The sequence below is a fragment of the Roseivivax sp. CAU 1761 genome (assembly GCF_054482755.1).
Genome location: NZ_JBTLRM010000002.1, coordinates 20,650 through 45,999, shown reverse-complemented (window position 1 = coordinate 45,999; position 25,350 = coordinate 20,650). Strand labels below are relative to the sequence as shown.

The 25,350-nt window shown below is 66.8% G+C and carries 26 protein-coding genes; 11 read left to right on the top strand and 15 right to left on the bottom strand.

All coding sequences use genetic code 11. The features are described from left to right. Positions 1-4 precede the first annotated feature (4 nt). From ACXYMW_RS01925 to ACXYMW_RS01910, 4 genes are all read left to right on the top strand, one after another. Complete coding sequence (locus ACXYMW_RS01925; RefSeq protein ID WP_459033599.1) at positions 5-1,009, top strand: zinc-binding alcohol dehydrogenase family protein; 1,005 nt, start codon at positions 5-7, stop codon at positions 1,007-1,009. Then, the gene (locus ACXYMW_RS01920; protein WP_459033598.1) at positions 1,002-2,105 is read left to right on the top strand and encodes a mannitol dehydrogenase family protein; all 1,104 of its coding nucleotides are present in this window, start codon (positions 1,002-1,004) and stop codon (positions 2,103-2,105) included. The genes ACXYMW_RS01925 and ACXYMW_RS01920 overlap by 8 nt, the downstream gene beginning before the upstream one ends. Next, a complete protein-coding gene (locus ACXYMW_RS01915; protein ID WP_459033597.1) occupies positions 2,102-3,595 on the top strand; it encodes a UxaA family hydrolase in 1,494 nt (497 codons plus the stop codon). The genes ACXYMW_RS01920 and ACXYMW_RS01915 overlap by 4 nt, the downstream gene beginning before the upstream one ends. A 237-nt stretch (positions 3,596-3,832) precedes the next feature. After that, positions 3,833-4,093 carry a hypothetical protein gene (locus ACXYMW_RS01910; protein ID WP_459033596.1) on the top strand — a complete coding sequence of 87 codons (261 nt, stop codon included), beginning with the start codon at positions 3,833-3,835 and terminating at the stop codon, positions 4,091-4,093. A 244-nt stretch (positions 4,094-4,337) separates the two neighbouring features. Here the strand turns inward: ACXYMW_RS01910 and ACXYMW_RS01905 are convergent, their stop codons facing one another. The 5 genes from ACXYMW_RS01905 to ACXYMW_RS01885 all read right to left on the bottom strand — a co-directional run bounded on the left by ACXYMW_RS01905 (position 4,338) and on the right by ACXYMW_RS01885 (position 9,102). After that, a complete protein-coding gene (locus ACXYMW_RS01905; protein WP_459033595.1) occupies positions 4,338-5,783 on the bottom strand; it encodes a fused MFS/spermidine synthase in 1,446 nt (481 codons plus the stop codon). A gap of 372 nt (positions 5,784-6,155) precedes the next feature. Further along, on the bottom strand, positions 6,156-6,389 hold the full coding sequence (locus ACXYMW_RS01900; protein WP_459033594.1) for a DUF6894 family protein: 234 nt from the start codon (positions 6,387-6,389) through the stop codon (positions 6,156-6,158). Between the two features lie 10 nt (positions 6,390-6,399). Beyond that, positions 6,400-7,047: a Crp/Fnr family transcriptional regulator gene (locus tag ACXYMW_RS01895; protein ID WP_459033593.1), complete on the bottom strand. Its 648-nt coding sequence runs from the start codon at positions 7,045-7,047 to the stop codon at positions 6,400-6,402. Between the two features lie 76 nt (positions 7,048-7,123). Further along, on the bottom strand, positions 7,124-7,753 hold the full coding sequence (locus ACXYMW_RS01890; RefSeq protein ID WP_459033592.1) for an ATP-binding protein: 630 nt from the start codon (positions 7,751-7,753) through the stop codon (positions 7,124-7,126). Positions 7,754-7,995: 242 nt separating this feature from the next. Further along, a complete protein-coding gene (locus ACXYMW_RS01885) occupies positions 7,996-9,102 on the bottom strand; it encodes a helix-turn-helix transcriptional regulator (protein ID WP_459033591.1) in 1,107 nt (368 codons plus the stop codon). Between the two features lie 232 nt (positions 9,103-9,334). Here ACXYMW_RS01885 and ACXYMW_RS01880 point away from each other — a divergent pair, with 232 nt between their 5' ends. Further along, positions 9,335-9,538, top strand: coding sequence for a hypothetical protein (locus ACXYMW_RS01880; RefSeq protein WP_459033590.1), 204 nt, complete (start codon positions 9,335-9,337; stop codon positions 9,536-9,538). A 239-nt stretch (positions 9,539-9,777) separates the two neighbouring features. On the opposite strand, the gene ACXYMW_RS01875 is transcribed toward ACXYMW_RS01880, so the two are convergent. Then, positions 9,778-10,209, bottom strand: coding sequence for a PACE efflux transporter (locus ACXYMW_RS01875; protein WP_459033800.1), 432 nt, complete (start codon positions 10,207-10,209; stop codon positions 9,778-9,780). 746 nt (positions 10,210-10,955) lie between these two features. On the opposite strand from ACXYMW_RS01875, the gene ACXYMW_RS01870 reads away from it, so the two are divergent. Both ACXYMW_RS01870 and ACXYMW_RS01865 read left to right on the top strand, forming a co-directional pair. Then, positions 10,956-12,179: a cache domain-containing protein gene (locus ACXYMW_RS01870; protein WP_459033589.1), complete on the top strand. Its 1,224-nt coding sequence runs from the start codon at positions 10,956-10,958 to the stop codon at positions 12,177-12,179. Beyond that, entirely contained in the window at positions 12,176-12,805 is a 630-nt protein-coding gene (locus tag ACXYMW_RS01865) for a hypothetical protein (RefSeq protein WP_459033588.1), read from the top strand. The genes ACXYMW_RS01870 and ACXYMW_RS01865 overlap by 4 nt, the downstream gene beginning before the upstream one ends. Positions 12,806-12,812: 7 nt before the next feature. Here the strand turns inward: ACXYMW_RS01865 and ACXYMW_RS01860 are convergent, their stop codons facing one another. The 4 genes from ACXYMW_RS01860 to ACXYMW_RS01845 form a co-directional block, all read right to left on the bottom strand. Next, positions 12,813-14,792 carry a glycosyltransferase family 2 protein gene (locus tag ACXYMW_RS01860; protein WP_459033587.1) on the bottom strand — a complete coding sequence of 660 codons (1,980 nt, stop codon included), beginning with the start codon at positions 14,790-14,792 and terminating at the stop codon, positions 12,813-12,815. Next, the gene (locus ACXYMW_RS01855; RefSeq protein WP_459033586.1) at positions 14,792-15,964 is read right to left on the bottom strand and encodes an HlyD family secretion protein; all 1,173 of its coding nucleotides are present in this window, start codon (positions 15,962-15,964) and stop codon (positions 14,792-14,794) included. Before ACXYMW_RS01855 ends, ACXYMW_RS01860 begins: the two co-directional genes overlap by 1 nt. 95 nt (positions 15,965-16,059) lie before the next feature. Beyond that, the gene (locus tag ACXYMW_RS01850) at positions 16,060-17,007 is read right to left on the bottom strand and encodes a glycosyl hydrolase family 8 (RefSeq protein ID WP_459033585.1); all 948 of its coding nucleotides are present in this window, start codon (positions 17,005-17,007) and stop codon (positions 16,060-16,062) included. 321 nt (positions 17,008-17,328) lie between these two features. Then, positions 17,329-18,210 (bottom strand): LysR family transcriptional regulator, encoded by an 882-nt coding sequence (locus ACXYMW_RS01845; RefSeq protein WP_459033584.1) that lies wholly within the window; start codon positions 18,208-18,210, stop codon positions 17,329-17,331. A gap of 108 nt (positions 18,211-18,318) precedes the next feature. Here ACXYMW_RS01845 and ACXYMW_RS01840 point away from each other — a divergent pair, with 108 nt between their 5' ends. Both ACXYMW_RS01840 and ACXYMW_RS01835 read left to right on the top strand, forming a co-directional pair. Then, the gene (locus tag ACXYMW_RS01840) at positions 18,319-19,299 is read left to right on the top strand and encodes an NAD(P)-dependent alcohol dehydrogenase (RefSeq protein WP_459033583.1); all 981 of its coding nucleotides are present in this window, start codon (positions 18,319-18,321) and stop codon (positions 19,297-19,299) included. Between the two features lie 362 nt (positions 19,300-19,661). After that, the gene (locus tag ACXYMW_RS01835; protein WP_459033582.1) at positions 19,662-20,447 is read left to right on the top strand and encodes an SDR family oxidoreductase; all 786 of its coding nucleotides are present in this window, start codon (positions 19,662-19,664) and stop codon (positions 20,445-20,447) included. Positions 20,448-20,666: 219 nt separating this feature from the next. Here ACXYMW_RS01835 and ACXYMW_RS01830 read toward each other — a convergent pair whose 3' ends face one another. Continuing rightward, complete coding sequence (locus tag ACXYMW_RS01830; RefSeq protein ID WP_459033581.1) at positions 20,667-21,314, bottom strand: TetR/AcrR family transcriptional regulator; 648 nt, start codon at positions 21,312-21,314, stop codon at positions 20,667-20,669. A gap of 62 nt (positions 21,315-21,376) precedes the next feature. Between ACXYMW_RS01830 and ACXYMW_RS01825 the strand changes: the two genes are divergently transcribed. Continuing rightward, on the top strand, positions 21,377-22,114 hold the full coding sequence (locus ACXYMW_RS01825; RefSeq protein WP_459033580.1) for a glutathione S-transferase family protein: 738 nt from the start codon (positions 21,377-21,379) through the stop codon (positions 22,112-22,114). A 418-nt stretch (positions 22,115-22,532) separates the two neighbouring features. Here the strand turns inward: ACXYMW_RS01825 and ACXYMW_RS01820 are convergent, their stop codons facing one another. Next, a complete protein-coding gene (locus ACXYMW_RS01820; protein ID WP_459033579.1) occupies positions 22,533-22,835 on the bottom strand; it encodes a helix-turn-helix domain-containing protein in 303 nt (100 codons plus the stop codon). A 21-nt stretch (positions 22,836-22,856) separates the two neighbouring features. Here ACXYMW_RS01820 and ACXYMW_RS01815 point away from each other — a divergent pair, with 21 nt between their 5' ends. Further along, positions 22,857-23,300 carry a hypothetical protein gene (locus ACXYMW_RS01815; protein WP_459033578.1) on the top strand — a complete coding sequence of 148 codons (444 nt, stop codon included), beginning with the start codon at positions 22,857-22,859 and terminating at the stop codon, positions 23,298-23,300. Between the two features lie 113 nt (positions 23,301-23,413). Here the strand turns inward: ACXYMW_RS01815 and ACXYMW_RS01810 are convergent, their stop codons facing one another. The 3 genes from ACXYMW_RS01810 to ACXYMW_RS01800 form a co-directional block, all read right to left on the bottom strand. Then, positions 23,414-23,878, bottom strand: coding sequence for a nuclear transport factor 2 family protein (locus tag ACXYMW_RS01810; protein WP_459033577.1), 465 nt, complete (start codon positions 23,876-23,878; stop codon positions 23,414-23,416). An 81-nt stretch (positions 23,879-23,959) separates the two neighbouring features. Continuing rightward, on the bottom strand, positions 23,960-24,427 hold the full coding sequence (gene cynS / locus ACXYMW_RS01805) for a cyanase (RefSeq protein WP_459033576.1): 468 nt from the start codon (positions 24,425-24,427) through the stop codon (positions 23,960-23,962). A 20-nt stretch (positions 24,428-24,447) separates the two neighbouring features. Further along, positions 24,448-25,350 carry an ABC transporter ATP-binding protein gene (locus tag ACXYMW_RS01800; RefSeq protein WP_459033575.1) on the bottom strand — a complete coding sequence of 301 codons (903 nt, stop codon included), beginning with the start codon at positions 25,348-25,350 and terminating at the stop codon, positions 24,448-24,450.

Here is a 25,350-nt window from a genome sequence, read left to right as displayed (position 1 = left end):
CCCCATGGCCGAGACATCCAACGAGATGCGCGCCCTGGTCTGCGTCGAACCCGACCGCATCGAGATCCGCCGCACGCCGCGGCCCGAGGACCGGCCGGGACATATCCGGCTGAGGGTCGAGGCCATCGGCATCTGCGGCACCGACTATCACATCTACAAGGGCCAGCAGCCCTACCTGTCCTATCCGCGCACCATGGGCCACGAACTCGCGGCCCGCGCCATGGCCGACAGCAGCGACGGGCGCATCGCGCGTGGCGACCTCGTGGTGGTCAATCCCTACATGACCTGCGGCACCTGCCATGCCTGCGAAATCGGCAAGCCCAATTGCTGCGAGAATATCGGTGTGCTGGGCGTGCATCGCGACGGCGGCATGTGCGAGGAGATCGTGATCCCCGAGGCCAACGCCTATCCCGCCCCCGACCTCGAGCCGCGCGCCGCGGCGATGGTCGAGTTCCTCGCCATCGGCGCGCACGGCGTGCGCCGGGCGCGGTTGGCGGCAGGGTCGAGCGCGCTGATCGTCGGCGCCGGACCGATCGGCGCGGGCGCCGCGCTCTTCGCGCAGATCGCGGGGGCCCGGGTCACCGTGCGCGACACCTCCGCCGAGCGGCTGAAGCTGGTGCAGGCCATCCTGCCGGACGCCACCTGCGAAACGGTGGAGCAGGCCGGCGCGGCGAGCTTCGACACGGTCTTCGACGCCACCGGCAATATCGGCGCGATGAACGCCGGGCTGCGATACGTGGCGCATGGCGGATCCTACGTGCTATTGTCGGTGGTCAAGGGCGACCTCAGCTTCGCCGACCCCGAGTTCCACAAACGCGAGACCACGCTGATCGCCAGCCGCAACGCGCTCAAGGCCGATTTCGAACACGTGGTGGCCTGCATGGCCCGGGGCCTCGTGCCCATCGACGCCTTCGCAACCCACCGCACGACCTTGGAGAACGCGGTCACCGACCTGCCCAGATGGTCCGAGGATCGCGGCTCCGTGGTGAAGGCGCTGATCCATGTCTGAGACCACCCCGATCCTGCAATTCGGCACCTCGCGTTTCTTGCAGGCGCATGCCGACCTGTTCTTCCACGAAGGCACGCCGCCGCGCGCGGTGACGGTCGTGCAATCCTCGGGCGATGCCGGCCGGGCGCGCCGTCTCGCGCATCTGGCCGCCGGGTATCCCGTCCGCATCCGCGGTGTCGCCGAGGGCCGGACCATCGACGAGGCGCGCCACGTCACCTCGGTGCGGCGCACCCTCTCGACCGCGACGGACCACGCCGAGATCGCGCGCGTGATGATCGAGGAGGCGGAGGCCGTGGTGTCGAATACCGGGGACCGCGGCTTCGAACCGGCGCCGGCGGATGACGGCCCGGTCTTCGACCAGGCGATGAGCTACCCGGCGAAGCTCTATCACCTGCTGGCCGCGCGCCACGCCGCCGGGGGCAGGCCGCTGGACATCTTTCCGCTGGAACTGATCAACGGCAACGGCGACGTGCTGAAGGCCCGGGTGCGGGAGATCGCCGCCAGGCAGGCGGCGTCCGACGACCTGACCGGCTGGCTAGAACGCTGCCGCTGGGTGAATTCGCTGGTCGACCGCATCGTGTCCGAACCGATCGAGCCCGCCGGCGCGGTGGCCGAGCCCTACGCGCTCTGGGCCATCGCGGCGCAGCCCGGGCTGTCGGCGCCGACCGATCACGTGTCGGTGGTGATGGTCGACGACCTCGAGGAGATCGAGCGGCTGAAGCTGCACATCCTGAATCTCGGCCACACGGCGCTGGTGCATCTCTGGCAGGTGCAGGGCGGCCATGATGGTCTTTGCGTGGACGAGGCGCTGGCCGGTGAGCTGGGGAGCGATCTCTGCGCCATTCTGGAGAACGAGGTGATGCCGGGCTTCGCGCTGCGGGGCATGGCCGACGCGGCGCGGTCCTACCGCGACACCACGCTCGACCGGTTCCGCAACCCGTTCCTGCATCACCGCCTGTCGGACATCGCGCACAACCATGCGCAGAAGGTCGAGCGCCGGATCGGTGCCTTCCTGGACTGGGTGCGGCAGCAGCACCCGGACTTCGCGGCGCCGCGCCTCGACGCCATCGCGGGCCGGACGGGAGCGGTATCATGAGCCAGGGCGTGATGATCCTGTCGGACAGCGACACCGTCGCCGTCGCGCTCAGCGACTGGCCCGCCGGCGAGACCCGCGCCGGCATCACCGCCCGCGAGGAGGTCAAGCGCGGCCACAAGGTGGCCCGGGTGGCCATGCCCGCCGGCGCGCCGGTCGTGAAATACGGCCAGATGATGGGCGTGGCCTCCGCGGACATCGCCGCCGGCGCGTTCGTGCATACGCACAATTGCGCCATGCCGGCCGATCACGCCGAGATGTCCGCGCCGCAAGGCGCGCTGCCCGACGCGCCGGAGCGCACCAGTTTCGAGGGCTATTTGCGCCCGGACGGGCGGGTGGGGACGCGCAACTACATCGGCATCATCGCCTCGGTGAACTGCTCCACCACGGTCTGCGCCGCCATCGCGGCCGAGGCCAACCGCACCCTCTTGCCGGAGTTTCCCGGCATCGACGGCTTCGCGCCCGTCGTGCACGGGCAGGGCTGCGGCATGGCGCATCAGGGGCCGGGCTACGATGCGCTGATCCGGGTTCTGAAGGGCTACCGCGACCATCCGAATTTCGGCGGCGTGCTGATTGTCGGGCTGGGCTGCGAGGTGAACCAGATCACGCTCTACCAGCCGTCGGACTGGACGCGCGAACGCTTCCACGCCTTCAACATGCAGGATGTCGGCGGATCGCGCTCGGCGGTGCGGCGCGCGCTGGAGCTTCTGCGCCCCATCGCGGCCGCCGCGAACGCCGACCGGCGCAGCACCCAGCCGGTCTCGAAGCTGGTTCTCGGCATGCAATGCGGCGGTTCCGACGGGTTCTCCGGGATCACCTGCAACCCGGCGCTCGGCCACGCCTCGGACCTTCTGGTGGCGGCGGGCGGCACCTCGATCCTCAGCGAGACGCCCGAGATCTACGGCGCCGAGCACCTGCTGATCGCCCGCGCGGACACCGAGGGCGGCGCGCGCATCAGGGGCATGATCGACTGGTGGCGCGACTATGCCGAGCGCAACGGCACCACGCTCGACAACAATCCGTCGCCCGGCAACAGGCGCGGCGGGCTGACCACGATCCTCGAGAAGTCGCTCGGCGCGGTGGCCAAGGGCGGACTGAGCCCGGTCGCCTCGGTCCACGCATACGGCGAGCGCATCGACGGGCCGGGCTTCACCTACATGGATTCGCCGGGCTACGACCCGGTCGTGGCCACCGGGCAGATCGCCTCGGGGGTGAACGCGCTGGTCTTCACCACCGGGCGCGGGTCCTGCGCGGGCTACAAGCCCACGCCATCGCTCAAGCTCGCCTCCAACAGCCAGGTCGCCCGCGCCCTGTCCGAGGACATCGACATCGATTGCGGGGTGATCCTCGACGGGGAGGTCTCCATCGCCGAAATGGGCCGGACGATCTACGACCGGGTGCTCGACATGGCGTCGGGCGACCAGCCCGGCTCCGAGGTGCTGGGTTACGGCGACAACGAGTTCGTGCCGTGGAAGATCGGGGCGACGCTGTAGCGCGATCGGCGGGTCGCGGACTTCGGCGGGGGTGGGGACGCGGCGGCGCCCCCGTCAAACCCGCGCTGACGGCGCGGGATGCACGACCCGACACAGGGGGATTGTCCCGTGCAACCTGTATCGGCAAGCGATGCGTGACGTGCGGGGCGCCCGGTGCGGCGCGGGCGCCCTCGGGTCAGGATCACGGCCCCCGACAGGCCGTAGAGCGCCAGCACCAGGACGCTTTCGAAGCCGATCTTGGCGAAGCCTTCCTTCGCTCGGCGCAGCATGCCCGGCAGCAGGATGCCGGGCCATGGCCAGCGCGATCAGCGCGCTGCCGCGCCGGGTGTCGTCGATCTCGGCATAGATCGCGCCGTCATGGACCAGGTCGGCCGCGTCGCGGAACATGACCTCGAATGCGTTTCCGCCGATCACGTCGCCCATGGCGAGGCTGACGAAATGCGCAGAGCGGCCAGGCGGACGGGCGGGCTTCGCCGCTCGACCCCGAGCGCCGGGTAGGCGGCGCCTCGGGTGTGCTGGGGACCTGCAACGTGGTGGCGGCGGGCCGCCCGCCGCGTGGGTAAGCTGTTCCGGGCCGGCTTGTCGCATCCCCTTCGGAGAAAAGCCTCCGCGGCTGCGACGCGGGGTCCGTGCCGGCCCCGCGCGGCGCGCCGGGCGGCTGGACCGGAGCATGGGCGACCTGGGCTCGCTCTGACGACGAGCGAGGGCGGCAGGCCCCCTGCCGACACCGCCCAGGGGAGCGCTACCGGTGCCCGCTCCATCCGCGGTCGTCGGTGAAGGCGCGCGCGTCCGAGATCTGCGTGACGGCGTAGTCGGTCGGCAAATCATCCAGCGCGGTGATCGGAGCGTCCGCCGCGATCATGACGATGTTGGCCCGGCCGGTCTCCCAGATCGGGCTCTGCACGGCGCGCACGTGGGGATAGAGCTCGGTCAGGATGGCATGGATGCCCCGCGCGAGGCGCCCGTCGGGCCGGTCCAGCAGGTTGACGTAGACCGGGCCGTCCACGATCTCGCGCAGCCGGGCATAGGTCTCCCTGGTCGCGAGATGCGCGGGCACCGAGCTCGACGAGAACGCATCCATCACGGCGGCGTCGAAGCGCAGATCCGTCTCGTTGATGAAGACCCGCCCGTCGGCGTGCAGGATGCCGAGCCGCCCGCTTTCCCCGCCCTGCGCGAGGTCGAAGCCGGTCTCGGCGATCATTGCCCCGGCCCGGGGCAGGTGGCGGCGCACGACCTCGGTGACCAGAGGGTCGATCTCGACCGCCACCGCGCGGGCCGCGGGACGGTCCTCCAGCAGCCTCGCCGGCAGGGTGTACCCGCCGCCGCCGATGAACAGCACCGAGGGCGCCGGCCCCAGATCGCGGTCCATGCGCTGCCAGAGCCATTGCGTGTAGCTCAGGACAAGCGCGTCGCCCGGGCCGGCTCCCGGTCGCTCGGCGGCCTGGGCCGTGCCGTCCGAGACCAGAAACACCGCGCGGCCCTGCCGGGTCACGTCGAGGCAGGACAGCCCGGATTCGTAACGGCAGATCGGCCCGGCCAGGAGCGATCCGCCGACGACGAAGGCGGCGGCCACGAGGGAACCGAGCCGCGTCGCGTCCCCCGCGCGCCCGGCCGCGGCCGCGCGCAGGACCGGCAGGCAGGCCAGCGTCACCGCGCCGCAGACGGTGAAGGTGGCGGCGGAGCCGATCAGCGGCAAGGTCACAAAGCCCGAAAGCACCGCCCCCGCGATCGCCCCCACCGATCCCGCGGCCAGCACCAGGCCCAGCGACGACCCCTCGCGCCCCGGCCGTGCCTCCACGGCCAGTTTCGCAAGCAGGGGAGACGGCAGCGTGACCAGCACCGAGGCCGGAAAGAACGCCACCACGACCGAGACCGCCATGCCCCAGGTGCCGCGCGCGCCGAGAGTGTAGACCGTGCCGAGCACGAGCGGCGACAGCGCCATCAGGACGGCGGTGGCGAGCAGCGCCTTCCGGACGGTCTGCATCGCCTCTGCCCGGTCCCGTTCCGCGATCAGCCCCCCGAGAGCGCTGCCCACCGAAAAACCGGCGAGGACGGCGGCAATGACCGTGGTCCAGGTCAGCAACGAGGTGCCGAAGAACGGCGCCAGCACCCGGCCCGCCGCGATCTCGTAGGTCAAGCCGACCGCCGAGAGGACGAGGATCAGCGCGATGATTGTCCAGAACCGCATGGGAACTCCCTGCACCCGCCGGAACGCAGCATTGGCCGCGTGGCATAGTCTTGGCGTGCCATGTGGGGCCGTGGCCGTCCAGGTCACGACGCGCGTCGGTGCCTCGCGTGTCTCCGACGTCATGCGGCGCGGTCCGATCGGCCGTGCGGCCTCATAAACGCGGCCGCGGGCATGCCGCCGCCTTTGGTCAGAGCCGGTCAGGATCATCGGGCGGGCAGGGCGGTTGTCCGACCTTTCGACACCGCCGGTCCGCTGGCCGGCGCGGCACGGCAGCGTTTTGCGGAGCGCGACCTCTGCCGCGCTGAACCCGCCCCGCCGAGAGCGTGTCGACGGACCCACGGGACCGGCAGCGCGTCTGCGCGGCTATCGGTTCTACAGGAGTTCTTCGCCCAGAACCTGTGCGGTTGCCACGTAGACCGGCTTGCCCTGGGCGTCGCGAACGGAGACCACGAAGCTCGCGCGTTGGCCGTCCGGCAACTCGTCCCGGAAGATCAAGACCAATTCCTGAACGGCGGCCCGTTTGGCCTCGTCCAGGGAGCCCAGATCCTGACCTTCGTGGTCACGCTCCAGCCCGGTGCCGTCATTGATGTCGAAATAGTAGCGCATCTTCAAACCCCTAAGGCCCTGACCCTTTTCCGAGATTCAGGTAGGTCCGGTCGAACTCCCCCAACTCCGCCAGGGCGTCGAAGTCGAGCAGGCGGATGTGACCTCCCTGCTGGGAAATCAGTTCGGCGCCCCGGAGACGCGACATCGTCCGCTGCACGTGGACCGGCGTGATGCCAAGGAGGTCGCCGAGAGTTTGCTGCGTGAAGGGCATCCAGTAGGAATGGTCTTCGGTCAGTCCGACGGTGTGCAGACGGACATAGATCTCGCAGAAAAGATGCGCGAGATTCTTCTCCGACGAGTGGCGGCCGATATTGACCAGCCATTCCCTCAGCACCGCCTCGTCCACGAGCGTCGCCCAGAGACAGGCGCGATTGATCGATGGATACTGGTCGAGCATCCTCAGCAATTCCGCCGTCGGAATGCTGGCGACCTCGCAATCCGTGAGCGCGCCGATCGAATGATCCATTTCGTCGAGGATCGCGACGTGCAGGTCGCAGAAGTCGCCGGGCAGGAGCAGGGCCACAATGGCGCGTCGCCCGTCCTCGACCAGCTTGTAGCGACAGGCCGTGCCGGACGCGACGAAGTGGACGTGACCCGTGCCCTCGCCTTCGGACACGATGTCATCGCCCGAGCGCACCCGCCGCGCGGCGCTGGTCACGGCTTCCGGCGCGCCGCGTCGTCGTCGGACAGCCTGGCGCCATGCCGCAGCTTGCGGATGAGTCGGGACGACTGCGTCATTCCAGGCCACCGGACGGCCAGCGGACCCGGACCGTGTGCCCGCCTTCGACGCCTTTCGCCTCCTCCACGGCGCCGCCAATGTTCCGGGCCAGCATGGAGATCAGCTGCCTGCCCTCGTGGGGCTTCCCATCGGCCATGACCTTTTCCGAAAGCCCCACTCCGTCGTCTCCCACCACAAGAACAGCATGGTCGGTCGCGTCTCGGGTCAACTCGATCCTGACGGTCCCGTTGCGCCCGTTTGGGAACGCGTGCTTGACGGCGTTGAGGATCAATTCCTGGGTGATCAACAGGATGTCCCGGGCGGTCTGGCTTTCGGTCCGGAAATCCGGGGAGACGTCGACGGCGATCTCGATATGGCCGTTGCAGAGACGCTGCCAGGTCCGGGCCATCTCCGTCAACTGCTCCTCCAAGCCGGTTCCACACCCCTCCCGGCTTGCGGTGTGGTTGAGGGTGTGAACGATCTCGATCGCTTCGCCGATATAGGTCAGGGCCTCGCGCGCCTCGGGCCCCTCCACCTTGCGGAGCTCCCGCTGCACGAGCGCCTTGAGGAGGGTGAGCGAGTTGGCGAAGCGGTGCTTCGCCTCTCGGAGGCGAAGGTCGGAGGTGTCGCGCGTGTCGCTGGCCAAGTGCTGTTTCCCAAGCAAGAACCGGAAGAACGGTGGTCGCGGGGTGCGATGGGGACCCTACTTGCCGCTGATGGCATCGCCCGGGCCGATGGCGCGACAACATAGGTTGTGCCCTTTGCCCCGACCCGCCGCCGAAGGTCCGCAGCGTCTGCCAAGTGCGCTCCTCGCGGCCGAAATTGCGCGATCAGCCCGGATCGGCGTCCGGGTGCCGGAGCGCAATCCTCCTCCCCAGCCCCGCGGCATCATCGACTGGCGCATCTCCCGATCAGGCTGACCAGATGCGGCTGCCGGGACGTGCCGGTCTTCGCGAAGATCGCGCGGATGTGGGAGCGCACGGTCTCGAGGCTGACGCCGAGGCCGGCCGCGATCTCGTGCGGCGCGAGGCCGGTCAGGAGGGCGTAGGCCGTGTCGGTTTCCCGCGGCGTCAGGCCGTAGAGCCGGGCGAATTCGGCAATGTCGCCCGCCGACCATCCCGTCGCCTCGACCAGCACGAGGCATTCCGGCCCGCGGAAGTAGCGCATGCCGTCCGCCCAGGGCCAGGTCATTACGGAAAGACGCAGGGGCGCCCCGGATGGATCGGCCGCGAGGATCGCGCGCGGCGCCGGACCTGCGGTGCGCTTGTGGGCCGATGCCAGGCAGTCGTCTATGTGCCTCGCGATGCGACCGTCCTTGAAATCCACCCGGCCGGTCGGTCCGACCGACATCACGCGGCCCAGCTCCAGTTGCCGTGTCGCCTCGCCGCTGGATGACCGGAGCCTACGGCGCGGGCCAAGAACCATCGTCCCGATATCCGAGCCCTGCGGTCCGGGAAGGCCGGTCGCCGCACTGCGCTGGTAGAATTCGAAGGCGCGCCGGAGGTCCGGCACGAGCGCGCGCAGGGTGCGCAATGCCGCACGCTCGGCCTCGGTTTCCTGAACGTCGCCGAGCACGCTCAGGAAGAAATGGCAGTCTTCCTTGCGCGTGAGCGTCACCCCGATCGCGCCCTCCAGATTGTTGGGGCGCAGGAAATCGTTATAGAACTCGGTCTTCACGAGCTCCCTTCGGTCGAACATGGCGCCATCGGGCACCGACAGTCCGATGGGGCGCCGTGTGGCGGCCTGCATCCAGGGGTTCAGCGCGCAGTAATGCTCGGCATATGCCTCGAGGGAGGTCGGATCTATCCCGGCTGCCAGGGCAAAGGCGCCGCGGACGACCGACGTATCGTGGTAAAACAGGGTCGCAGCCCCATTGGGCAGAACGCCGCAAAGGCTCCCCAGAAAATCTTCCCAGCGGGCTTCGCCGAGTATCGCTGACATGATCTGAGCGCGCAGGTCCGCCACGCGCGGGTCCGTGAAAAAGGATTCGGTCATGAAATAGCCCCCGCACGCGGAGGATCTTACCATGCGGCGCGGAAAGCGATCACCGAAAAGTCCGATGAATCCCCAAAACGGGGGATGCGCGACACCGGCATTCGGGGTTCGCTAATGGGATTGATGCGGAGGGCGAAGCCCCCGCCGAATGGGGTCTCCGGCGAGCGGTGCCCCCGTTTGAAAACGCTAAGTTATTTTATTTTTTGAAGGAAACATATTCGGGAGATTGAAAATGATTGAGCTTCTCTTTGTTGCCTGCCTGTCGGCAGAGCCGAACAAATGCACGGAGAACGCCCTGATTTTCGAGGATGTCTCCGTGATGACCTGCATGATGGGTGGCCAGGCGATGCTGGCACAATGGGTGGCGCAGAATCCGAAATACGAGGTTTCCAGGTGGAAATGCCAGCCCTGGAACAACCGCATCGGAAAGCTGTGATCGATCACCGCTTTGGCCCCTGCCACCGCGGCATGAATGCAGCGCTTCGCTAGCGAGAATCCGAATTTGACGTTTTGCGATCCTTCGCAACGGGCCTCCCTTCGGCACATTGGAAGGGCTTGATTTGATTTAAACTGAAATCGATTGATGGAGACGCATTTCCCCCCGGCCAAAATTCGAAAAGCGGCCGTGCAGAGCGGCGGGGCACAGCTCGGTGCACCCGCCGCTCTCGGGGACCGTCATGCGGATGCCGGCCGAGCGCGCTGTGGCGGAAAGACGGTGTCGTAGGCCCAGGTGAACACGAAGGCATAGACCAGGTAGAAGCCCGCGAAGGAGATCTCCATGATCAGCGCGCTTATCAGCGACACGTCGAGCCACCATGCAAAGAGTGGCAGGAGGAGGACCAGGAGCGTCGCCTCGAACAGCACGGCATGCGCGATCCGGAGGGGCAGCGTCTTGCGAACATCGCCGCGGCGCCAGTGCAACAGGTGATCGAACCCCAGATTGAAGAGGTAGTTCCAGACCGTCGCGGCCGTGGCGCCGAGCACCACCAGGACGCCCATTTCGCCCGCGGGGTGAGCGAACGCCCAGGCGAAGAGCGGCGTGACGATCAGAATGCCGATGAGTTCGAAACTGACGGCCTGGCGGATACGGTCTGCTGTGCTGCGCATGGCGGGACTCCGATTGTTCATCGGGCCGTCCCGCGTGCTGACCGTCTGGCCGGGCGAGGCCGTCCTCGCTTCCTCCGACAATGTGGTCCGCATGTCGGACTTTCAAGCCCGGCTGTTTTCCGCAGTGCGCAACGCCGCCGCGACATATGAAGGATGTCGGAGCGGGCAGGGATGCCAGCGACGCGTCACCGGAACGGCCTCGCTGACCTGCTTCACGAAGCGGCGGAGCGCGCCATCGGGGACCGGGCTGCTGACGGTCCCGCGGGCACGACGATCGCGCCCAAATCGGGGACCCCGGACGACGCGCATGAGACCGGGAGGCTGGTGACGGAGCGCGGCGCCGGCATCTGGCGCTCTCCGAGAATGTGCAGCGCCGATGCGCGGGGTGGGAAACGCCCCGCTTGGAGCATTCCCCGGCCGCGGGCGGGACAGCCGGGAGGAGGCCGAGATCCTGGTCTTGCGCCACGAGGTCGCCTGTCTCACGGCGGAGCGTGAGGCATGTCTGCAGCGGCCGACCGGAGACGTTCGGTGCGCCTGACCTCCGGACTATGCCGCATCGGCAAAGAATCGCTGTCAACCGCTATCCCGCTGCAAATTCACAAAAGTTTGAGCCGTCGGCCCACAAATCGCCATGTTCTGGCTGCAGTTCAGGGGGGTCTTCGGGAGATCCGCCGCATGCGAAGAAATCGCATTGAGGCCGGATCCGGGCTCGGCTAGGGAGACGAACATAAGAGAGGTTACGCAGAATGCGTCAATCAACGACAAAACCCTTGCCCCGCGCATTCGCCTGGATCGCCTCAGCCGTTGTCGTCTCCGTTCTGTGCGCCGCATTGTTCGTCGCCTACATCGTCAATCAGCGCAGCAATCTGGCGCAGCAGGAACTGCGCCACGACATCGTTCTGCGCGGCGCCGATGCGATCGGCCTCAGCTTCAACACCGCGCTGAAGCGGGAATGGGACAGTCTCCACGCCGTGGCCCGCAATATCAGCGATGCGGAGCTGAGCGAGATCAATGACTTCATGGATGCCGTGGCGCAGACCGGGGGGCAGGTCGCCTGGTCGGGTGTCGCTGATCTGGAAGGTCGCATCGTTTCCGGCTCGAATCGTCTACGCGAAGGAAGCGACGTCAGCGAACGCCGCTGGTTCCGCGAGGGACTGCGACAGCCAAATGTGGGCAATGTCTTCACCAGCAACTCGCTCGGACCGGACGAGACTGGCGAGAAGCAATCTCTGCTCAACCTCTCGACCCCTGTTCTGGATGGGGAAACCGGCGAGGTCACCGGGGTGCTGGTCTACAGCCTGCGCATGGCCTGGGTGCAGAACTTCCTGGCACGGGCGCGCGAACGGCTGAATATCGATGTCGTCGTCCAGAACCGCGAGGGGGAAACCCTTGTCGACACCCGCGACACGGCGCGCGCCATACCTGCGGCCGCCGTGGCGCAGGCCAGTCTCGGGCGCGCTCTGGCCGGTACGTTCCAAATCCTCGACCAGGCAGACGGACTCTACGCTTTCTCCCCCAACTTCGTCAGCGACGAGTTGCCTGATTTCGGCTGGCGCGTCTTTGCCGTGCTGGATACGGGAAACCTGATCAATGTGCTGCCGCAATTGCTGCAAAGCTCGGTCATTGCCGTTTCCATAGCCGCATCGTTCGTGCTGTTCGTCACCTTGCTCGTGACCGTCATTGTCCTCAGGCCGATCGAGGATCTGGCCCATACCGCGATGAGCATGGCGGACGGTGAACTTGAATATCCGGTGGAAAGCCGCATCTCGCGCGAGGCCGTCATGCTGTCGCAGGCCTTGACGCGCATCCAAAGCAGCCTGGCGCCGCACCAGAAAAAGATGGCGGATGGCGTGCCTCCGTTGCGCCTGTTGGGCGGAAGCGCCGACATTACCCCGCTCAAGGACGGCAAGGCGAATTCCGACGAGCCGTATCCGGCGCGCCGATACACTCGAACAAGGCGGCAATCTTGAGCGCCACATCCAAACCTGGGCCGCGGGCGACAGCGTTCGACAAGGGCAGCCCAGCCGGCCGCAAATCTCTCTCCGTGCTGCTGCTGTCCGGCTCTCTCTGCGCCCTCGCCCCCGGTGCGGTCTGGGCAGATGGCACGTTTTTCCAGTTGGACCTTTCAGCAAATGCCTCGGACGCGGTGCTGGCAGCGACGCGCGGCAGCATGAGTTTCGGCGCCAACCATTCCACCTACGAAGGCGGCTGGAGCGCAGGTTTCCATGCGACGCGCGATTTCGTCATTGATGAGGTCGCCACCGTCAAGTTGGGCCCGAGCCTTGGCATCGGCGAGGATATGAACCCTCCGGAAATCGGCGGAAAGATCATCATCGAGCGCTATCAGCCGATGGAGTTCGGGTTTGTCTTTCTGTCCGGTCAGTACAACACCATCGCAAGCGATTGGTTCGCCCTGGTCCAGGTCGGCGATGGCAAGAAGCTGTCGGTCGATTTCACCGCCGGCGGCAGCGACACCTATTCCGAAAAATCCATCGCGGTGAATTACCGTTTCCGGGAGGGACCGACACGCTTTCGAATGGGCTACCGTTTCGAAGCGCAGGAAATCTTCGCCGGGATTTCGATCAACACCTACTGAGAGTGCCTCAGTCCCGCCGGGGGGCGATTCCGCGGAAGATATCCCTCGCCAGATTTCTGAGCTTGACCTCGGTCACGCCCGGTTCAGGGCCGTCGGCATAGAACTTCACGAAAAGCGCTTCGCGCTGCGCGTCCGTCGGCAAAAGCTGAAGCCGCAGCCCGTCCGCCACCGCGGCGATCGCATATGTCTCGATCCGCCCGGGGATGCCGTCGATCACCAGATGCCCACGGGATTGAACCGGGATGTTCAGGCCGCGGATGCGGACCGTATCCATGGTAAGCGAGGTGATCCACAACTCATGCTGACGCCCGTCGGAGGAGAACACGGCGCGTTCCGGCCTGTCGCTGACGTGGAGCTCCCGGCGCGGCCGCTCGATACAGGCCAGACAGGTCACCGCCAGCACCACGAGGTTGTAAAGGCTCCAGAACAGAATGACCCACTTTCCGTCCCCGGCGGTGAACGTGGCGAACTGGTCGAAGAAGATGCCCAGCAGGAGGCCTGCCAGCGTCAGCACGAAGCCGATGAGAAACGGCATCATCAGACGCCATTGTACGACGACCTTGGAACGGTCTCCCCCTTTCGCCGTAACCGAAAAAGGGTGACCCTGCGGTTTAAACAGCCCGGTGAAGGCCGCGCGGCTGATCGGGATCGCCCCCAGCAGCTGACTGACGTCGTTCAGGATTGGGACGACCATGCCGCGGGTCAGGTAATTCAGCGTCAGCAGGATCCAGAAATAGTAGACGCCAAAATAGGTGATGACATCCGGCAGCCGCGCGTTGACGACGATGATGTCGAAGAACCAGTAGAGCAGCGGAAAGATGATGGCGGCGATGCGGAAGGGAAAGGTGGTGATCCAGAAAAACAAAGAATCCAGCACGCTCCAGCGGTCGCGAAGACGCAGGTTGTTGGCCGAGAACGGCCCGAGCGAAGAGCGGGCGATCTGCATCAGCCCGAGGCACCAGCGCGCCCGCTGCGTGACGTATTCCTTCAGCCCCTCCGGGGCGAGACCCTCCGACAGCGGCTCGGAAAGATAGACCGTGCGCCAGCCCGCGTTCTGCAACGAGAGGGTGAGCAAGAAATCCTCGGTCACGGACTCGGTATTGAAGCCGCCGATCTCGCGCAGGGCCGTCCAGCGGCAAACGGATGATGTGCCGCAGCAAAACGCGATGCCCCACCCGTCGCGCGAGGGCTGCATGTGGTCGAAGAAAAACCGCTGTTCGTCGGGGTAGGACCGCCCGAGATTGAAATTGTGCTGGATCGGGTCCTGATTGAAAAAGTGCTGCGGCGTCTGGACGAGCCCGACCTCGGGGTCGTGGAAAAGGGCCAGCGAGCGCGACAGGAAGCCCCGATGCGGCACGAAATCCGCGTCGAGTACGGCGACGAAGTCAGGGGGGACAGCGTCCTCGGCCAGGCGGTCCAGCGCGTGATTGATGTTGCCGGCTTTCTGCCCTTCGTTTGTCGGACGCCGCAGGTAGCGCACGTCCAGTTCGGCGCAGAAGTCGCGCAGCCAATCCCGCCGGCTGTCGTCGCAAACGATGATCTCCTTGTTCTGATGCCGCAGGAATTTCGCCCCGACGATGGTCCGCTCGAGGATGTCCTTATCCTCGTTATAGGTGGCAATCAGGATCGCCACCCGCGGCTCCTGCGTGCCCCACCAGCCGGCATGGAGATCGGCTTCCTTGTTGCGCAGCTTGTAGCGCGACAGGATCAGGAAGGCGCTCAACGAGCCTAGGATCGAAAAGGCTTCAAGCCCGAAGAGCAGCCAGCTTCCGAACATGTCGAGATCGAACTCGAAGGGCGCGAGCGTTTCGGTCGCACGCCACCACGCATAGCGCAGGGCAAGAATGCCGGCGACGCCGAGCAGCAGGGTGCGATGCCAGCGCCGCAGCGGGTCGATGACCAGCGGCATGAGCGACCCGACCCCGATCACCAGAAGCAGATGCATGGCGGCAGAGCCCAGTTCGCCGAGATGCGGAAAGGGCAGCATCAGTTCAGCATGTCTCGCAACCAATTGAGCGGGCGTTCGTCGAAGAAGACGCGACCGGTGCGCCCGATGGAGCAGCCGCGTTCGCTGTCAGCGGTCAGCCCCGGCACCAAAAGGGCGACGTCAAAACGTTCGAGGTGCTTGTCCGGGGGTGCAACGGCGAGGTTCTGGTAAATCGTCGCGGCCCCGAACCCGGCCAGACGGGCGACAGTGCCCTGAAAGACTCTGTCTCCGCCGGTCAAACGGAACGAGACCGTCTCGCCGATACGGAGCGAATTGAATACCCGCTCGGTGACGGAGAGCGAGACGAAGGTCGCATCGCAGTTCACCAGCCTGAGGATCGGATCCCCCCGCTGTACGTTGATGCCGTCGGATTGCAGGATCTCCCAGTAGATACCATTGACCGGAGAAGTGATATCTCCACCCGCGGAGGCGTTGACGCGCAGGTTTTCCCGCTGGATTCGCATGGTGACCGTGTCCAGTCGGCTTCGGGTTTCCGAAAGCCGGCTTGAAAGCTGGGAGATGGTGGTCTCCAGTTCCGTGGCACGCTGTTCTGCATTGGGTGAATCGTTGTAGCCGTCCCCGAGAAAAACGCCTTCCTCTGCCGTTTCGAGCGCGATTTCCGTCAGTTCGACACGTTCGCGCGCGTGATCGAGGACAAGCGGCGCCAGCCCGGGCTCCATGGGAATGCGACCGGGCAGTTCGCCGACAAGCGACACCATCTCCTGATCGGTGGTCTCGGGCATCTGCCCGCCCTCCAGCATGGCGAGCCGTGAGCGGACGTGCTCGAGGCGGGCGCGCAGCTCCTTCAGCCGCGCGGCACGAAAGGTCGCGGCGCGCTCCAGCAGGCTGTCCTGCAGGGCGCGGGTGCTTTCCAGATCAGCCTCGATGCGGGCAATCTCCGCCTCGATGAAACCCTGTTCCATCCGCAGATCGTTCAACCGGACGGTATCCACCAGCGGATCGTCGACAGAGGCGATGGTGTCTCCCTTTTGCACCCGCGCGCCGAAGGGGGTGTCGGGTAGGCTGAGATCACCTGCGGTATTGGCGCGAATGGTGACAACGGGTGCGTTGACGAATGCATTGGCGCTCGCCCCGGTCATCTGCTCGGCGATGATCACCCATAGCGCAACTGCGATCAGAAGGATGCTGAGGATCAGGCGTAGCAACTTCATGCAGGGGTTCCAAAGTCAGGGATGTATGTTGGTTCGGTGCACAGGCGTCCGGCAGGTATCCGCCGTCCCGCGCTCCTACAACCAGAAGATGGCGATTATATGCCTTCCCGCCAGGCGATCTGCGCTAAAAGTGCAATAGTATCAGCATAATACCCCTGTGGCGGGTCTGGCCGGGCCGGGCGGCGACGTGCGGCCAGGTCCGCCACCGCGCGAAAGCCCGCCGCGTCGCTCTCTGCGCGCGGTTTCCCCGACGGGTCGGTGACCGTCGCGACATGTCCCTCGAGGGTCGCGGCGGCGAACCGGTCGCTGGCCCCTTGCAGCGCGGGATGGCGCGCGCGCCCGGACCAGAACAGGTAGAGGGGAAGGCGCAGAGCATCCCATCCGAAATTGTTGGACAGGTTCGGCGCGGATCGGATGCCCCCGGGTGTTACGACGATCCAGTCCCGCAGGGCGTGCGGATCGGCCAGCAGGTGCTCCCCGTGGGCCGCTGTGCGCAGGAGCTCGATCTCGCCGGTGGCGTCGCCCAATTCGATGAGCGCTCTGAGCATGTAATACGAGGGATTCACGATGACGGCGGTTCGGTCTGCTTGCGTGTGGGTGGCGGGTTTGAGCAACCATTCACGGGGCGCGCGCGGATCGGGGGCGAGGCAGGTTGCGACGAGCGCGCGGCATGTCTGCGCTGCCTTGCCGTCATGTTCGCGCCATCCCGAATCTCGGCTGGCACGCAACAGGGACCAGGCGCGCAGGAGATCCCCGTCGGTCGCATTCCTCATGTCCACGCTGCCGTCGTCCTGCCATTTCCAGGCCAGCAACCCGTCCGGGCGCAGCGCGAGCGTGGTTCGGGTCCAGGATTCGATCCGGTCAAAGGTCGCCCGATCTCCCATCGCCTGCGCCAGCAAGAGACCATAGGCCTGCCCCTCGGAATGGCTGATCCCGCCATTCTCGACGTCGACCACACGGCCGTCGCTCTGCAGATATGCGGATTTCCAATGCCGCCAGGCATCCGCCTGCTGCTCCTGCCCCCAAGCCGGAAAAGCGACCATGCAGGGCAGAGACGTCAAGAAGCCGCGACGAAGCATCGGGTCACCTTCTTCGTGCGCGGCATAAGGCGGGGCCGTTCCGCCCGGTCAATCGGAACGGTGCGTCGTGGGACCTGCTCCCAGCGCTCCCGCATGCTATCCCCGGTCCGCATTGGCGTTTCATCGCGTCCGTTCGGTCTCGAACTGTGGGCGCCGGCGCTCCAAACCTACCGCAAGGGACAGGTTCGGCAAGCCGCGCCGCAGCGTGTCCGGTTGTCTCCCAGGCTCGGCTCGGGGCCGGTATCGGCCGGACCGAGCGCCCCGGCCCCACCCGGGGGCGGCGTGTCAAAACCCCAGGAACGCCGCGCGGCGGTCCAGCAGGGCGTCGCAAAGGTAGTCGACGAAGAGCCGGACGCGGCGGACCCGGCGCAGCTCGCCGTGCAGGAGCACCCAGGTCGCGCGGCGCTGGTCGAGCACGGTGCCGGGGACGCGCTGCAGGTCCGGGAAGACCGCGGTGACCCAGCCGGCGAGGAACGTCATCCCGGCGCCCGCGCGGACGAGGTGCAGGTGCATTTCCGGGTCGGGCACGCTGTGGCGCACCCGCGCCTCGGGAAAGGCCGAATCCGCGATCATGGCGTTGAGCTCGGGCACGTCGCCGTAGCCGATCCAGCTGAGCCCCCGGCCCCTGCGGCCGGCGGTCGGCAGGGCGCGGTCGACGTAGTCGCGCGAGGCCACGACCCCGATCGAGAGCGGAAACAGCTTGCGTCCCACCGCGTCGTCCTCGATGGCGGCGGCATGGCGGATCGAGACATCGGTCTCGTTCCGGGCAATCGAGTCGAGCGCATAGGACAGGCGCAGTTCGATCTCGATCTCGGGATACAGGGCGGCGAACTCGGCCAGAACCGGGGCCAGCAGATAATGCGACGTCATCGGGTCGGCCGACAGGCGGATGCGGCCCGAGGCCTCGCGGTCGAGCCCCTGCACCGCGTTGAAGCCCTTGAGCAATGCCGCCTCGGCCTCGAGCGCCTGCGGCAGCAGCCTGCGCCCGGCGGCGGTCAGCGACAGACCGTCCGGACCCCGCCGGAACAGCTGGGTGCCGAGCTGCGCTTCGAGCGCCTCGACCTGGCGGCGCAGGGTGGCATGCGTGCCGCCCAACTGCTCGGCCGCCGCCCGAAGCGAGCCGTGCCGCGCAACGGCCAGAAAGGCCGGGAGCGATTTCCAGTCCATGTCCACCCGGATCGTTTGTGAACCACTGCGGCCCATCATGGCCACTCTTCGGAGCAGAAAGAAACCTCTAAAACGGAGCGCACATCCCAGACACTACGGAGGATCCTCATGACCGCGACCCGGACCGCCTGGCACATCCCGCGCTATGGCCGCCCCGATACCCTGACCCCGGTCACCCTGCCGATGCCGCAGCCCGGCCCCAGCGAGGTGATGATCCGCATCCATGCCTCGGCCGTCACGCGGGCCGACACGATGATGCGCAGGGGGGAGCCGCGGTTCGCGCGGCCTTTCCTCGGATTGCGGGGTCCGCGCCATGCGCTGTCCGGCACCGGTCTGTCGGGCGAGGTGGTGGCGGTCGGTGCGGCCGGCACCCGGTTTGCGCCGGGCGACGCGGTCTTCGGCGAGGCCGGGATGCGGTTCGGCGCCAATGCGAGCCATATCTGCCTCGACGAGCACGGCGTGCTGATGCCCAAGCCGGAGAGCCTGTCGCATCAGGACGCGGCGGTCCTGTGCGACGGCGTGCTGACGTCCTGGCATTACCTGCGCAATCTCGGCCGCGTGCAAGCCGGCGACCGCGTGCTGATCCTCGGCGGGGCCGGCAGCCTTGGCAGCGCCGCGGTGCAGATCGCCGCGGCGATGGGCGCAGAGGTGACCGCCACCAGCAGCGCGCGCAACGCCGATCTCGTCGCCGCGCTCGGCGCCGCCCGGGTGATCGACTACGCCACCGAGGACGCCCTGCGGCCCGGGGCCGGCTACGACGTGATCTTCGACACGCCGGGCATTGCGTCCTTCTCGGCCGCCGGGCCCGCTTTGGCCGAGAGCGGGCGCTATCTCTGCCCGGTGCTGACGCTGGGACGCCTGCCCGCGATCCTGCTCTCCCGCCTCGCGGGCGGCAAACGCGCTCTCTTCGCGGCCACCGGACTGGAGAGGCCGCAGCGCCTGCGCGCCATGCTGTCCGAGATCCTGACCGAGATCGAACATGACCGCCTCGCGCCGGTCATGGACCGAATCTATCCGCTGGCCGACCTCGTCGCGGCGCATGCCCATGTCGAGGCGGGCCACAAACGCGGCAATGTCGTCGTGGTCTGACACATCGCATGACCGGCGCGGCGCGGCCCCTGCCGTTGCCGTGGCGCTGCTCGGCGACGCAAACCCGGCATCCCATCGAAATTCCTCGGTTGTCGGGTTTTGCGTCGGCACCTGAGCACCTTGCGCGGATGCATTATTGCGCGTGACCTGGGCGGGACCTGCGACGGCGCGGACCGAACGTTGCAGCCACTGCGAGAGACCTCGATGGCCCCGAGCCGTGCCCGTCACACCGAGAAAATTCACACTTGGCGAACCGGCCTGGATACCATCCCGGAGATGCGTGCCGCGGGATGGGCCCGCCGATACAGCGCCAGGTGCGATGCGTCGGCGCCGTAACCGGGACGGGGAGCGAAAGGACGGCCATGCCGCGATTGCACCGAAAAACCTGCATCGTCACCGGCGCGGGGCGCGGCATCGGCGCCGCGATCGCACGGGCCTTCGCGCGCGAGGGCGCCACCGTCGTCGTGACCGACAAGGACGAGGGCAGCGCCGCCGATATTGCCCGCGAGATCGGCGGGCAGGCGCTGCGCCTCGACGTTGCCGCGGAGCGCGACTGGACGGCACTGGCAGAGGTCTGGCCCGAATGCGACGTGGTGGTGAACAACGCGGGCATCACCGGTTTCGAGGAGGCCTTGCGCCCGCACGATCCGGAGCATGCCAGCCTCGGGGACTGGCGCGCGGTACACGCGGTCAATCTGGACGGCACCTTCCTCGGCTGCCGCTACGCGATCCGCGCGATGCGGCCCCGGGGCGCGGGGTCGATCATCAACATCTCCTCGCGCTCCGGCCTCGTCGGCATCCCGGCCGCGGCGGCCTATGCCTCCTCCAAGGCCGCGGTGCGCAACCACACCAAGTCGGTCGCGCTCTACTGTGCCGAGCAGGGGCTGGCCATCCGCTGCAACTCGATCCATCCGGGCGCCATCCTGACCCCGATGTGGGAGCCGATGCTGGGCGCGGGCCCGGACCGCGCGGCGCGCATGGCGGCCTTCGTCGCCGACACGCCGCTGCGCCGCTTCGGCGATCCCGAAGAGGTCGCGGCGGTGGCGGTGCTGCTGGCCTCGGACGAGGCGGCCTACATGACCGGGTCCGAACTCACCATCGACGGCGGCTTGCTGGCCGGGTCGGCGGCGGCGCCAAAGGCCGAATGAGGGCATGCCGGTCTGAAGGCGATCTCGCAAGACCGTTTCGGGAGCGCCGCGCCGGAGCGCCCGCCGTCCCGGCGAAGGTCCGGTGATGTCGCTCGCGGATCGTATGGCAGCAGCGAGATGTGGATTTCCGACACAATGTCATAACCTTGCTTTGATGTCTTCATGCGGAACCTGAAGGTGACGCGCCTTATCCGCAGAGGCCGGTCTCCCGGCGCACCGTTACGCGCCGTCGGACGTCGAGATCAGATCTATGAGGCTCTCAACCAATTCCGTGCCGCCGTGTTTCAGGGGGTCGCCGATGCTTTGGCCCAGCGACACCATGGTCAGGATGCCGATGGCGGAGGCATGCACGGAAACCGCCGTCCGCCGGGCCGCGTCTCCCTCGTCCCCGACGCATGCGGCCAGCGAGGCATACATTTCGCCGGTGATGCGGTGGATCTCGGCTGCAACGGCAGGATCGGTCTTGAAGTCGATCCCGACGCTGGCCTGGGGGGCGAAGTAGAGCATGCGGAACCGTTCGAGGTCGGACAGGTGGTGCGCGATCAGAGCCTCCAGCGGGGCGCGGAGCGGAGGCGCTTCGGCGGAGTTCCGACACGCCTCGATCACCGTGTCGGCTTCCGATTTGAGGTCGGGAAGCACCAGCGCCGCAAGCAGGTGCGACTTGGTCGGATACCAGTGGATCACGGCCTGTTTGCTGACGCCGAGCCTGTTTGCCACGGCATCGAAGGTCAGCCCCTTCAACCCTTTCTGCGCAAGGATCTCACGGGCCGAGGCGAGGAAGCGATCCCGCGGCGCGCGGCCCCCGACGCTGGCGGAGCGGGGCGCGGCAGCCTCCATGTGGCGCTTGTTTTCCTTGACCGGCTTCATCCTCCCAGCGTAGCCTGCCTACCAATGGTAAGTAAAGCGGCATACCCGAGGAGGACCGCGACATGACTGCCACGTCTCCCGAGATCACCGTCTTCCACTTCGCGCCGGCCTGGGATCTGCCCAGCTGCGGGCCCTTCGCGCTGAAACTGTTGGCCTGGCTGAGCCATCACCGCGTGCCATATCGCTCGGAAGTGCAGAACAACCCGGGCAAGGGACCGAAAGGGAAGAGCCCCTGGGCCGAGATCGACGGGGACGTGGTCGCCGACAGCGATCGCATCATTCGCCACCTGAAGGCGCGTCTGAACATCGAGGACGCCGAGGCACGCCTGTCCGCGGCCGACCGAGGGATCGCGCAGGCCTTCAAGAGCGCCTTTGAAGAGCGGGTTCACCAGATCCTGGAATACGAGCTCTTCATGCTGCCGGAGGGCCAGGCCTTCCTGCGCGAGACGTTCGCGCAGGACATGCCGAAAGCCATGCTGGCGGTCGTTTTTCCGCTCCTGAAGCGCCAGTTCGCCAAGCAACTCTACGCCCGCGGCGTGGCCCGTCATGCGCCCGACGAGGTGATCGAGATGGGCCGTCAGGAATTCGAGGGACTGGCAGGGCTCCTGCGCGAGCGGCCGTTCATCTGTGGCGAGGCACCCGGATTGGCGGATTTCTCCTGCTTCGGGCAAGCGGCGCCCATGCTGCGCTGGCCGATGCCGACTCCTGTCGCGGGGATTGCGAAGGGTCTCCCCGAATTGGTGCGATGGTCAGACGCCATCGAACGCCAGTGCTTCGACCAACAGCGGCAAGCCGCCTGAGCTGATCGTCACGTTGCCTTCTCCCGCGGCATCGGTGGGCTGTGCGTGCGACCTAAAGCGCGATGCTCATCTCCGTCGAGGGTAGGGGCGTCGGCCGATTTCCTCCTCCATCTTCGCGTGAGAGACTTCGGCCGGGATCTTCAGGCGGGGCATTTCCGGGGCGTGTTGTCTTTGCCGCTCGCAGAACTGGTTCGGCTCGAAGTCCACCAGCGCGGCGACCTCGCGGGGCCGGGACAGCTATCGCCGCAGCCGCCGGTGGGTGTTCTGGGCCGCGCCCGTTGCCAGGACGCGGACGGATCGCAGAACCGCGTCGGGGTGCCCAATCGGGCCTGCCGCTGCCTGGACGGTGCAGGCGTTCCTCGGACATTCCTGGCGATTAGCTCGGCGTGTGTTAGCGACGGATTGGACGCGACCTGTCTTACCGCGGTATCGTTTCCGGGATGTGCGGAAGCATCGCCGCAATAAACGCGACGGGGTCGGCTCCGAGTGCCCGCAGGATCACCAGAAGCTCGATCACGTCGAGACGGCGCTCCGCGAGTTCGATTTTCGCCACGTAGGAAGGCGCGCGACCGAGCCGATCTGCGAGAGCAGCCTGCGAGAGACCTGATGACCGGCGAGCTGCCACAAGCGCGCGTATCATCGCTCTGTATTCTGCGGAATGTGCTGTGCCGGCCATGCATCGCCCTCTGGACGACGCGCCGTACCCCTGATAGTCGGTCACTCCCAAAATAGGAGTATTGCCATGAGCAGCCCGGCCGGAGCGACAGAGATGATCGAAGTAGACGAACGACTTCTATTCGATCCGCACACAACGCTGGCCTTGAGAGCCCATTATTTTCGTCGTCTGACGGTGATCGACGCGACAATGGCACGTGCCGGTGGCCTGATCGCGCAGACCGAACCACCGCAGAATGGGGCCGGGGGCGTCTTCCGATTTACGAATAAGGGACGGGCCTTGACGGAGCTGTCCGAGGGCGAGCGAACGCGAGAAACCATGCTCGTCGTAACAAGCATGCTCGTGACGAACTCCAGCGAATACTTGCGCGCTGTCGACAACCCGCACGACGTCTTCTGGCACCACGACGCCACGGACCCCGTTTCAGAGAGCCTGAACGAAGCACTCGGCAGTGCAATCGAATTCTGGAACCAGAAAAAAGCCCGTCGCAGGAGTCGGGCGGCGCGATAGAGCAAACGGTCCGAGACCCAAATTTCCTCCGGAAATTGGGAGGGTTCGCAGGTTGATTTCACTGCTCCCCAACCTTGGAGATGCGCGGCTGGGCGGCGCAAGCGCCGGCTGTTCTACAGCTTGAGCTCGGTCAGCCCGGGATGGTCGTCGGGGCGCGGGCCGGGCGCCCAGTGGAAGAGCCGCGCCTCGACGGCGATGGCCACGTCGTTGATCGAGGCATGGCGCGCCGCCATGTAGCCTTCGGCGTTGAACTCCCAGTTCTCGTTGCCGTGGGCGCGATACCATTGGCCGGCACCGTCTCGGTATTCGTAGCAGAACCGCACGGCGATCCGCTCGGCGCCATGCGCCCAGATCTCCTTGATCAGCCGGTAGTCCAGTTCCCGCTCCCACTTGCGGGTCAGGAAGGCCTGAACCTCGGCCCGGCCGGTCAGGAATTCCGAGCGGTTCCGCCAGCGCGTGTCGGGCGTGTAGGCTTGCGCGACCTTGGCCGGGTCGCGGGTGTTCCAGGCGTTCTCGGCCATGCGGACCTTTTTGACCGCATCCTCACGGGAGAATGGCGGAACCGGAGGGCGGGTCATGGCGGAACACCTCGTGTGCAGGATCGGGGGAGGCGCCATTGGCCCGGGCGGGGCAGACCCACCCCGCCCGGGCCGAACGGCTTACCAGGAATTGTAGCCGAGATACTTGCCCGACATCTCGATCTTCACGCGGTCGCCCTTGGGGTTCTCGACCCGGGTGATCCGCATGTCGAAGTCGATCGCCGACATGATGCCGTCGCCGAACTTCTCCTGGATCAGCGCCTTGATCGTCGGGCCGTAGACGCCGACGATCTCGTAGAGGCGGTAGATGCAGGGATCGGTCGGCACCGCCTGTTCCCAGATCTTGGTCGGGCTCTCCTCGAGCACCGCCTGCGCCTCCTGCGGCAGGCCCATAGCGCGGGTCAGCGCGGCGGCCTTGTCCTTGGGCATGGCGTTCATGCCCATGCAGGCCGAATGCGTCCAGACCGGCGACATGTCGATCTTCTCGGCGATCTGCTCCCAGGTCAGGCCGGCCTGCTTCTTGGCCGACAGGATCATCGCGGTGACGTCTTCCTTGGTCATGCTCTCGGTCACGAAACCGTCCTTCATGGCTCTCTCTCCTCTTGAGATCAGGTGTTGACGGCGCGCAGCCGCGGTTCCTCCGCGGGTTCGGCCGGCGACGGGGTCTCCGTCTTGTCGATCCGCACAATCTCGGGGCGCTGCGGCCCGCCCTCCTGGCGCCCGGCGAGGGTGCGGGAGCGTTCGCCAAGGAAGTGCACGAGGTGGTTGCGGATGGCGTAGTAGTTCGGGTGCTCGACGATGCCGGTGCGGGTGCGCGGCCGGGGGATGGTGATCTCGACCGATTCCGCCACCCGGGCGAAGGGCCCGTTGGTCATCAGCAGGATGCGGTCAGCCAAAAGGATCGCCTCGTCGATGTCGTGGGTGATCATGAACACGGTCTGCTCGGTGCCGGCCCAGATCTTCAGCAGCTCGTCCTGGATGGTGCCGCGGGTCAGCGCGTCGAGCGCGCCGAAGGGCTCGTCCAGCAGCAGGAGCTTCGGGTGGTTGGCGAAGGCCCGGGCGATCGAGACCCGCTGGCGCATGCCGCCCGAGAGCTGGCTGGGCTTGCGGTGCACCACGTCGCCCTCGAGCCCGACCATGGCGAGGTACTTCTTCGCCTCCTCGACGACGCGGGCCTTGGACCAGTCGCGGTAGCGCGCGCGCACCCCGAAGGTCACGTTGGCGAGCGCCGAGAGCCAGGGCAGCAGCGAGTAGTTCTGGAACACCACGCCGCGGTCGAGGCTCGGCCCCGAGACCTCGAAGCCGTCCATCTTGACGACGCCGGAGGTCGGCTCCGCCAGCCCGGCGAGGATGTTCATGATGGTGGACTTGCCGCAGCCCGAATGGCCGAGGATGACGACGAACTCGCCCTTCTCGATGCCGAAGCCGGCCTCCTCGAACACGGTGAGCGTGCCGCCGGCGCCGTCGGGAAAGCGCTGGCTCAGGTTTTCGACGGACAGGAACGGTTTCAT

What these genes read in the sequence shown, in the direction of transcription:
- cynS (WP_459033576.1), bottom strand. Translation starts at nt 24,427, where the DNA reads ATGAAGGACGGTTTCGTGACCGAGAGCATGACCAAGGAAGACGTCACC.
- ACXYMW_RS01875 (WP_459033800.1), bottom strand. Translation starts at nt 10,209, where the DNA reads ATGCGCAGCACAGCAGACCGTATCCGCCAGGCCGTCAGTTTCGAACTC.
- ACXYMW_RS01870 (WP_459033589.1), top strand. Translation starts at nt 10,956, where the DNA reads ATGCGTCAATCAACGACAAAACCCTTGCCCCGCGCATTCGCCTGGATC.
- ACXYMW_RS01905 (WP_459033595.1), bottom strand. Translation starts at nt 5,783, where the DNA reads ATGCGGTTCTGGACAATCATCGCGCTGATCCTCGTCCTCTCGGCGGTC.
- ACXYMW_RS01915 (WP_459033597.1), top strand. Translation starts at nt 2,102, where the DNA reads ATGAGCCAGGGCGTGATGATCCTGTCGGACAGCGACACCGTCGCCGTC.
- ACXYMW_RS01850 (WP_459033585.1), bottom strand. Translation starts at nt 17,007, where the DNA reads ATGGTCGCTTTTCCGGCTTGGGGGCAGGAGCAGCAGGCGGATGCCTGG.
- ACXYMW_RS01845 (WP_459033584.1), bottom strand. Translation starts at nt 18,210, where the DNA reads ATGGACTGGAAATCGCTCCCGGCCTTTCTGGCCGTTGCGCGGCACGGC.
- ACXYMW_RS01815 (WP_459033578.1), top strand. Translation starts at nt 22,857, where the DNA reads ATGAGCAGCCCGGCCGGAGCGACAGAGATGATCGAAGTAGACGAACGA.
- ACXYMW_RS01835 (WP_459033582.1), top strand. Translation starts at nt 19,662, where the DNA reads ATGCCGCGATTGCACCGAAAAACCTGCATCGTCACCGGCGCGGGGCGC.
- ACXYMW_RS01810 (WP_459033577.1), bottom strand. Translation starts at nt 23,878, where the DNA reads ATGACCCGCCCTCCGGTTCCGCCATTCTCCCGTGAGGATGCGGTCAAA.
- ACXYMW_RS01840 (WP_459033583.1), top strand. Translation starts at nt 18,319, where the DNA reads ATGACCGCGACCCGGACCGCCTGGCACATCCCGCGCTATGGCCGCCCC.
- ACXYMW_RS01925 (WP_459033599.1), top strand. Translation starts at nt 5, where the DNA reads ATGGCCGAGACATCCAACGAGATGCGCGCCCTGGTCTGCGTCGAACCC.
- ACXYMW_RS01825 (WP_459033580.1), top strand. Translation starts at nt 21,377, where the DNA reads ATGACTGCCACGTCTCCCGAGATCACCGTCTTCCACTTCGCGCCGGCC.
- ACXYMW_RS01855 (WP_459033586.1), bottom strand. Translation starts at nt 15,964, where the DNA reads ATGAAGTTGCTACGCCTGATCCTCAGCATCCTTCTGATCGCAGTTGCG.
- ACXYMW_RS01900 (WP_459033594.1), bottom strand. Translation starts at nt 6,389, where the DNA reads ATGCGCTACTATTTCGACATCAATGACGGCACCGGGCTGGAGCGTGAC.
- ACXYMW_RS01885 (WP_459033591.1), bottom strand. Translation starts at nt 9,102, where the DNA reads ATGACCGAATCCTTTTTCACGGACCCGCGCGTGGCGGACCTGCGCGCT.
- ACXYMW_RS01830 (WP_459033581.1), bottom strand. Translation starts at nt 21,314, where the DNA reads ATGAAGCCGGTCAAGGAAAACAAGCGCCACATGGAGGCTGCCGCGCCC.
- ACXYMW_RS01920 (WP_459033598.1), top strand. Translation starts at nt 1,002, where the DNA reads ATGTCTGAGACCACCCCGATCCTGCAATTCGGCACCTCGCGTTTCTTG.
- ACXYMW_RS01860 (WP_459033587.1), bottom strand. Translation starts at nt 14,792, where the DNA reads ATGCTGCCCTTTCCGCATCTCGGCGAACTGGGCTCTGCCGCCATGCAT.
- ACXYMW_RS01880 (WP_459033590.1), top strand. Translation starts at nt 9,335, where the DNA reads ATGATTGAGCTTCTCTTTGTTGCCTGCCTGTCGGCAGAGCCGAACAAA.
- ACXYMW_RS01800 (WP_459033575.1), bottom strand. Translation starts at nt 25,350, where the DNA reads ATGAAACCGTTCCTGTCCGTCGAAAACCTGAGCCAGCGCTTTCCCGAC.